Here is a 6,544-nt window from a genome sequence, read left to right as displayed (position 1 = left end):
GTCATTCTTTCAGTTGGATGATCCGGTGCTGGAAAACATCCGTGAAGAGCTGACCAGAATAGACATCAATACCCTGACTCCGATCGAGGCGCTGATGAAACTGAATGCCATTAAAAAAATGATCGGCGGGTGATCTTTTGAATCTAAACCTAATTATTTTTCATCAAATTTTATGGTTAGAGGAAGTCTGAACCGATAACGGACCCGTTCTCCGTTCATCTCCGCAGGAATCCACTTTTCATTGATTTTTGTAACAGACTGTATCGCTTCCCGGTTGAAAGATTCATTATTGCCGGCAGCTTTGATATCAACCAGTGAACCGTCTTTCTCAATCACAAAAGTTAGTTCACAGGTTTCCTGTTTTTCAGTACTTTTAATTTTCCGCATCCTGAAATTCTGATAAACCAGTTCCTGAAAAACTTTATTGCCTTTAATAAAACGTGCAGGCTGGTTTGCTTCTACTCTGGCTTTGCCGTTTTTCTCTTTGAGTACAAGTTCGTTAAGTTCTGCAGAGTCGTATACTGCAGAGTCTTGAGCTGATACAAGATAAGTGAACAGAAACGGAAAAGCAAATAATATCTTTTTTATTGTTTTCAAAATAAACTTAGTATTTTTTCAGGGTCAGCGGAAAAGTACACAGGTACCGTACCGGTTCTCCGTTCACCATCCCAGGTTTCCATTTGGTATATAATCTTCTTACGGCTACTTCTGCAGCGTGGCCGTGCTGTTTATTATCGCTGATAGCGGTTACATACCGTACGTAGCCGGTCTTTTCAACGATGAAGTAGACGCGCGTATTGATTTTGTTTGATTTTACATCAATGACATCCATTTTTTCGGCAAACTGTTTTTTGAATGTTTCGGGGCCGCCGGGAAATTCTGCCGGGGTATCGGCTTTGGTGACCGCATCGTCAAGCTTCATTTTGGTTTTCAGGACAGCGTAATCCGGCAACTGGGAAACAGAGCTGAATTCCTGGGCAGTTGCAGAAAGGCTGCAAAACAGGCCGAATAAAAAAATCATTTTTTTCATGTCTGCAAAAATAAAAATGTTTTTCAATAAAGCAAAAAGAGAGCCGGAGCTCTCTGTTTTATAAATGGTTATATTCGTATGTGGTGATCTCGGAAGCTACCGGCAAAATACCGCCCTGATAGACATCCCGGATCTCTTTTTTCGGATAGCTGTTGTCCTGGTATTCGAATGTGTTTTTATAGACATTGTGTTCCTTTCCTGCAGGATAGGTAATGACGTAGTTGTAATCCACCGTATTTCTGGCAGATCCGTTGATGCCTTCGTTTTCAACCATTTTCGTATATCCCGCCACATTCCTGAAAGGGTAATATCCGCCGTCATAAGCAAGGTTCATTGAACCGGTACCGTTAACCGTGCCTCCTGACTGTACATCGCTTACCGTTTCTGTCCAGCTTTTCAGTGATCCGTCAGAATAGGTAACGGCCTCCCGGGTATAGGTTTTTGTGGATGCGGCAGTAATTACGGTCCTGATCATTTTGATCTGGTTGATCCCGGTATAGTAATAATTCATGTTTTCAGAAAAAGAAGCATCGCTGTATACCGTGTTTTTCTTGGTAATCTTCTGGTTGCTGTTGTATTCAATAGAAGTGGTATGGGTTTTACCGTCGGCAAATTTGTCAACATACTGGGTAATCAGGTCTCCTGTATAGGTGTAAGTCCTCTTCCAGTTATCGGTGGTATTGTTCATCTCTGTGATTTTCGCTCCGTTATAACTGAAGGTATACTGCTTTCCGTGCTGTACCATCCGGGTGACGAGGATCGGGTTATCAAATTCGGAAGTATCTTCGTCTGCAGTTGAACAGGAAAAAAAAGCCAGAAACGGCAGCAGCAAATAAATTTTTTTCATAAGCGATGACAGTTATTAATTATGGGCCAAAAATAGAAAAATATTTTGGGGTACGATAAAAATCAATGTTAAAATACTTGATTTCCCGGCCGGAAGCCGGAAGAAGAAGCCGTATTTTCTGATAGGGTAAAATGAGACATATCTGTGTTGACGCTTATGAAATGCCTTTCCGTGGGAATTTTTATCAAAGCCGATTACCTGCCGGAAACTGATGAAGCGGGAATAATCATCCATTTTATTAGCAAAATCAGCAGAGCTAACAGGGAAAAAACGACAAATCCTGAAAAAATCCTGAGAAGATGGACCTTTTTGCTTTGATCGGGTTGGTTTATGTTTAATTTTGCCAGTGTAATAAACCCTGTATAATACATGCATAACAGCACCGGGGGAATAAAAATAAGAAATATAAAATCTGCCACAGTGTAGATGTTTAATATATAAGTTCCGACTAATAGCCTTCAGATCATGAAAATACAATTCAGCAGCACCTACTTTCTGGTTACCGTTATCCTGTTTCTCGGCGAAGTCCTGATCGCCACAAAGATAAAGGATATTTTCTTCGTGAGGGCTTATCTCGGCGATGTAATCGTAGTCATCCTGATCTATACGTTCATTAAAACAGTTCTGGCGGTGCGCCGTAATCAGAGACTTATCCTGGGGATCTTTCTTTTTTCCTGCTTCGTTGAGGTGATGCAGTATTTCCATCTCGCGGAGCATCTGGGCTTTCCTGAGGGAAGCCTGATGTATATTGTGATAGGCAATTCTTTTTCCTGGATCGACATCCTGTGTTATGCGGCAGGCTGCCTGCTGCTGTACGGCTGGGTAATGATCCGTAAATAATTGTATTATCTTCCGAAGCTGTCGTATTTGTCTTCGGCATATTTGATAAATCGGTTCAGCAGGGCAACATTCTCTTTTTCCATGGGAGAGAGGTCCTGGTCTACATTGGCAGAAACGGGAATATACCAGTCGGTCTGCTCAAAGAAATTCCTGTAGGTTGCTTTTTTAAAGGAATAACCATGTCTGGCAAAAACTGAGTTTTTAATGATTTCCAGGTCAAGTTTCCGTAGATTTTTCAGGTCTTTTTCAGAGAGTTTCTGCCGGGAAGCATTGATTCTGAAAACGGCATCGGACGCAATCCTGTTCTTGGAGGCGGTAAAGTTTTCCGTTTTGCCGGTTTCCTCATCGGTATATTTTTCTACAAAATTTCTCGGGTTTTCCCAGTCGATGAGGTCGGAGTTTTCATCCAGCATAAAATTAGGATTATAGACAAATTCCTGTTTTGCTAGTTTTACGTTCTTCAGGGGTGCTTTTACGGCAGTTTTCGTGAAGGCAGTCCATTTTCCGGTCAGGCTGTCTTTGGAAAGCTTTACTTCAAACCTTCCGTCGGTCTTGTCCGTCCCCGGCTCATCCAATACAAAAGATTTCGTGGCATTATTGAAAATGCCCCGGAACGGCCGCTGGTTTCCGTCTAGAATGGTTTGTCCGTATACACTGTCTTTGGTAATCCTGTTGATCTTCAGTGAGAGTTTTTTATAAACGTCTCCTTCATAAGCTTCCCCGATTTCAGGGGTAATCATCTCCGTTCCGGCAAAGTCGCCCATATAGATTCCGTAATATTCCCTGTATATTTCCGGGGCAGCAGCAGTATTTTTCCGGGCGGTATTATTTTGGGCCGGCCGGGTTTCTCCTGATTCTTTTTTACAGCCGAGTAAAGCCAGGGCCAATAGGAAAAGCGATGCTAATGGTAAATTTTTCATGTGTGATCTGATGGGGTTACAGAAATTAAAGATCGTAAAAATAACAGGAATTAATAAGGTCTAAAGGTATTTTTTTGCAATGAGATATTCAACGAGCACAATATTCGGGATCCAGCTTAGCCAGGCAATGATCCTGTACAGGTCCATCGGATCGGGATGCAGCAGGTAAACAAGGGATACTTTCCACATTCTCAGGGTAAGTGCAGAAACCGTGAACGCAAAACTCCGCCACATCCATGCTTTGTGTGCTTCAAATTTTTCCTGCCGGGCCAGCTGGTAGGCCTTATACGTTGAAAACCACCACAGCCCGCCCAGAAGAACAAAGGAAATTTTAGAAAACAATCCGCCATTGGCAAAAATTCCCATGTAGATTCCTGATGGGGCGGCGAGAAAAAGGATTAGAAAGACGTACAGCTTTCCTGTGGTCCGGTGAAAATTTTTTATCCCGAAATCTTTTCTGAGGATGGCTAAAAACCCGCTGAGCAATACCAGAATGCTGGTATAGACATGGGTGTAGAAGAAGCAGAGGTATTCCGGGCGTTGCGTAACTTCCGTCTGTTTGATCATCAGGAAGCCGGCATCCGCTCTCAGCGGAATATATTCCAGCGTAATTTTCAGCATCAGCCAGAAGAAATACCCGAATCCAATAATGAAAAGGATTTTTAAGATATTGGAGGTGTTTCTTCTGGTTAAAAGCATGAAATCCGGGAGTTTTTAAACACAAATGTCGCAAATTTTCTTACAAATGATATGGTGTTATCCGTGAAGATATCCGTGCCATTGGTGTTAAATCATTTCGTATTGAGATCCTGCGCGATCAGCCATGCTTCGCTCCAGCACGCCTGGAAATTAAATCCTCCCGTCACAGCGTCGATGTTCAGCACTTCTCCGGCGATGTAGAAATCGGGTAAAATCTTGGAAGCCATGTTTTTAAAGTTGATTTCCTTTAAATCCACTCCTCCGGCGGTGACGAACTCATCTTTGAATGTCGATTTTCCGGTTACCTGAAACTTCTTTCGGCATAAGTTTTCAATAATGGCCTGCATTTCCTTGCCGGAAAGATTGGCTACCTGCTTGTTAAGATCTACTTTAGAAACTTCCAAAATCCTCTGCCAGAAGCGGTTGGTGATATCAAAAATTTTCGACTGCCCGATCGTTTTTTTCGGATTGGACTGTCTGAACTGCTGAAACAGCGCTTCTGCATCTTCCGTATCTTTGGAAATGAAATTCACTTCAATTTCAAAATTATATTTCACTTTCGCTAAATTGATCGCTTCCCAGGCGGAAATCTTCAGGATCGCCGGTCCCGACAGGCCCCAATGGGTAATCAGCAGCGGCCCGCTTTCTTCAGTTTTAAGTTTAGGAATGGAGGTTTCGGCCATTTCAAAACTGGTCCCGGCCAGGTCTTTCAGCAAATCGTCCTTAATGTTGAAGGTAAAAAGGGAAGGTACCAGATCCACTATCTTATGTCCCAGGTTTTCGATCATTTTAAGGGATTTCGGAGAACTTCCGGTAGTGTAGATCACAACGTCCGCTTCAAAATCCTCCAAGCTTGTTTTTACCAGGTATCCTTCGTCTCTTTTTTGAATTTCTTTTACGGAACACCTGGTTTTTACCTCCGCTTTTTTCTGTTGAGTTTCATTCAGCATGGCATTGATGATGCTCTGGGAAGAATTGCTTTCCGGAAAAACGCGGTTGTCGTTTTCTATTTTTAAGGCAATATTTCTCTGCTCAAACCAATCCATCGTGTCGCCCGGCTGAAATTTGGTAAATACGCTGAGCAGTTCCTTATTTCCCCTGGGATAAAACTGAACCAATTCCCGCGGGTCGAAACAGGCATGGGTAACATTGCAGCGGCCGCCTCCGGAAATCTTTACTTTCTGGAGAACATCCGAATTCTGCTCGAGAATGGTAATCTTATATTGGGTTTCGTCCAGGTTGGCTGCACAGAAAAATCCGGCAGCACCTCCTCCGATAATGATAATTTGCTTCATAGGGTGTAATCTTATGCTCAAGATTATTTTTGCAAAACTACAATTTTTATAAACCATCTTATTTGAGTAATTTTGAAGAATGTAATTTTTCGATTAAACCGGGAAATGATAACCACAAAAGTCACAAAAGCTTTTTAACCCATCAGGCACATAAGATTTTAGTCACTTAAGCTGTGTATAATTCAGATCACAGAAAAGGAAAATCAAAGATTTTCAGAATTATGCTGTTTCTATGAGTTAAAAGAGAAGTGAAAAATTTTGCGGGAAAATTGAAGTTCATCTGTAAAACAAAGTTTAAATGATATTCTACCATACCTTCGAAGTGCGCTGGAGCGATCTTGATGCCAATAAACATCTGGCCAACTCATCTTATGTGCAGTATTGTGCCCAGACGAGAATGGCCTTTATGAAACAGGAAAAAATGGGCGTTACCCAGATGAGCCGCTGGGGCATCGGCCCGGTCATCATGCATGAGCGGTTTTCTTTTTTCAAGGAAATATTTGCCGACCAGACGGTTATCGTAAGCCTGGAAATCGATGCCTGTGCCGACGATTGTTCCATCTACCGTTTTGTCCATAAATTTTATACGCCTAACGGGGAACACTGTGCCACGGCAGAGGCAACAGGCGTATGGATCGATACCATGCTCAGAAAAATGACCACGCCACCGGATGATGTGGTGGAAGCGATCAACAAATACAAATCCCCTGAAACAGCTGTTTTAACCCGGGAAGATTTCAAAAAACTGCCTTTCCGCCCGGAAAATACAGATCCGGCAGCATTTGCTAAATAAATAAATGACGATTGATAAATGATAATTGATGATTGGTGATTAAGCCAGCCACAGGATCACTTATCACCCATTACTCATTACTCATTACTCATTACTCATTACTCATTACTCATAAAAAAA

8 protein-coding genes are annotated in these 6,544 nt (G+C 42.2%); 2 read left to right on the top strand and 6 right to left on the bottom strand.

The features are described 5' to 3' along the window. Positions 1 to 153: 153 nt before the first annotated feature. From QZ735_RS16385 to QZ735_RS16375, 3 genes are all read right to left on the bottom strand, one after another. Positions 154 to 597 (bottom strand): energy transducer TonB, encoded by a 444-nt coding sequence (locus QZ735_RS16385; protein WP_294250637.1) that lies wholly within the window; start codon positions 595 to 597, stop codon positions 154 to 156. A gap of 7 nt (positions 598 to 604) precedes the next feature. Further along, positions 605 to 1,021, bottom strand: coding sequence for a hypothetical protein (locus QZ735_RS16380; protein ID WP_294250634.1), 417 nt, complete (start codon positions 1,019 to 1,021; stop codon positions 605 to 607). Between the two features lie 67 nt (positions 1,022 to 1,088). Next, complete coding sequence (locus QZ735_RS16375) at positions 1,089 to 1,877, bottom strand: hypothetical protein (protein ID WP_294250630.1); 789 nt, start codon at positions 1,875 to 1,877, stop codon at positions 1,089 to 1,091. 465 nt (positions 1,878 to 2,342) lie between these two features. Between QZ735_RS16375 and QZ735_RS16370 the strand changes: the two genes are divergently transcribed. After that, positions 2,343 to 2,717, top strand: coding sequence for a DUF2809 domain-containing protein (locus QZ735_RS16370; protein ID WP_294250628.1), 375 nt, complete (start codon positions 2,343 to 2,345; stop codon positions 2,715 to 2,717). A 5-nt stretch (positions 2,718 to 2,722) separates the two neighbouring features. On the opposite strand, the gene QZ735_RS16365 is transcribed toward QZ735_RS16370, so the two are convergent. From QZ735_RS16365 to QZ735_RS16355, 3 genes are all read right to left on the bottom strand, one after another. Then, the gene (locus QZ735_RS16365) at positions 2,723 to 3,637 is read right to left on the bottom strand and encodes a YARHG domain-containing protein (RefSeq protein ID WP_294250625.1); all 915 of its coding nucleotides are present in this window, start codon (positions 3,635 to 3,637) and stop codon (positions 2,723 to 2,725) included. A gap of 60 nt (positions 3,638 to 3,697) precedes the next feature. Next, a complete protein-coding gene (locus QZ735_RS16360) occupies positions 3,698 to 4,336 on the bottom strand; it encodes a DUF2306 domain-containing protein (protein WP_294250623.1) in 639 nt (212 codons plus the stop codon). Positions 4,337 to 4,428: 92 nt separating this feature from the next. Beyond that, positions 4,429 to 5,631 (bottom strand): NAD(P)/FAD-dependent oxidoreductase, encoded by a 1,203-nt coding sequence (locus tag QZ735_RS16355; protein WP_294250620.1) that lies wholly within the window; start codon positions 5,629 to 5,631, stop codon positions 4,429 to 4,431. Positions 5,632 to 5,929: 298 nt separating this feature from the next. On the opposite strand from QZ735_RS16355, the gene QZ735_RS16350 reads away from it, so the two are divergent. Continuing rightward, entirely contained in the window at positions 5,930 to 6,424 is a 495-nt protein-coding gene (locus tag QZ735_RS16350) for a thioesterase family protein (protein ID WP_294250617.1), read from the top strand. Positions 6,425 to 6,544 lie beyond the last annotated feature (120 nt).

Origin of the sequence: uncultured Chryseobacterium sp. (assembly GCF_913776365.1) — a bacterium.
Taxonomy (GTDB): Bacteria; Bacteroidota; Bacteroidia; order Flavobacteriales; family Weeksellaceae; genus Chryseobacterium.
This window is presented reverse-complemented; position numbering and strand designations above follow the sequence as displayed.

Excerpts from the sequence above, each read along its gene's own strand:
- QZ735_RS16380 (WP_294250634.1), bottom strand. The coding sequence starts at position 1,021 with ATGATTTTTTTATTCGGCCTGTTTTGCAGCCTTTCTGCAACTGCCCAG.
- QZ735_RS16375 (WP_294250630.1), bottom strand. The coding sequence starts at position 1,877 with ATGAAAAAAATTTATTTGCTGCTGCCGTTTCTGGCTTTTTTTTCCTGT.
- QZ735_RS16370 (WP_294250628.1), top strand. The coding sequence starts at position 2,343 with ATGAAAATACAATTCAGCAGCACCTACTTTCTGGTTACCGTTATCCTG.
- QZ735_RS16365 (WP_294250625.1), bottom strand. The coding sequence starts at position 3,637 with ATGAAAAATTTACCATTAGCATCGCTTTTCCTATTGGCCCTGGCTTTA.
- QZ735_RS16360 (WP_294250623.1), bottom strand. The coding sequence starts at position 4,336 with ATGCTTTTAACCAGAAGAAACACCTCCAATATCTTAAAAATCCTTTTC.
- QZ735_RS16355 (WP_294250620.1), bottom strand. The coding sequence starts at position 5,631 with ATGAAGCAAATTATCATTATCGGAGGAGGTGCTGCCGGATTTTTCTGT.
- QZ735_RS16350 (WP_294250617.1), top strand. The coding sequence starts at position 5,930 with ATGATATTCTACCATACCTTCGAAGTGCGCTGGAGCGATCTTGATGCC.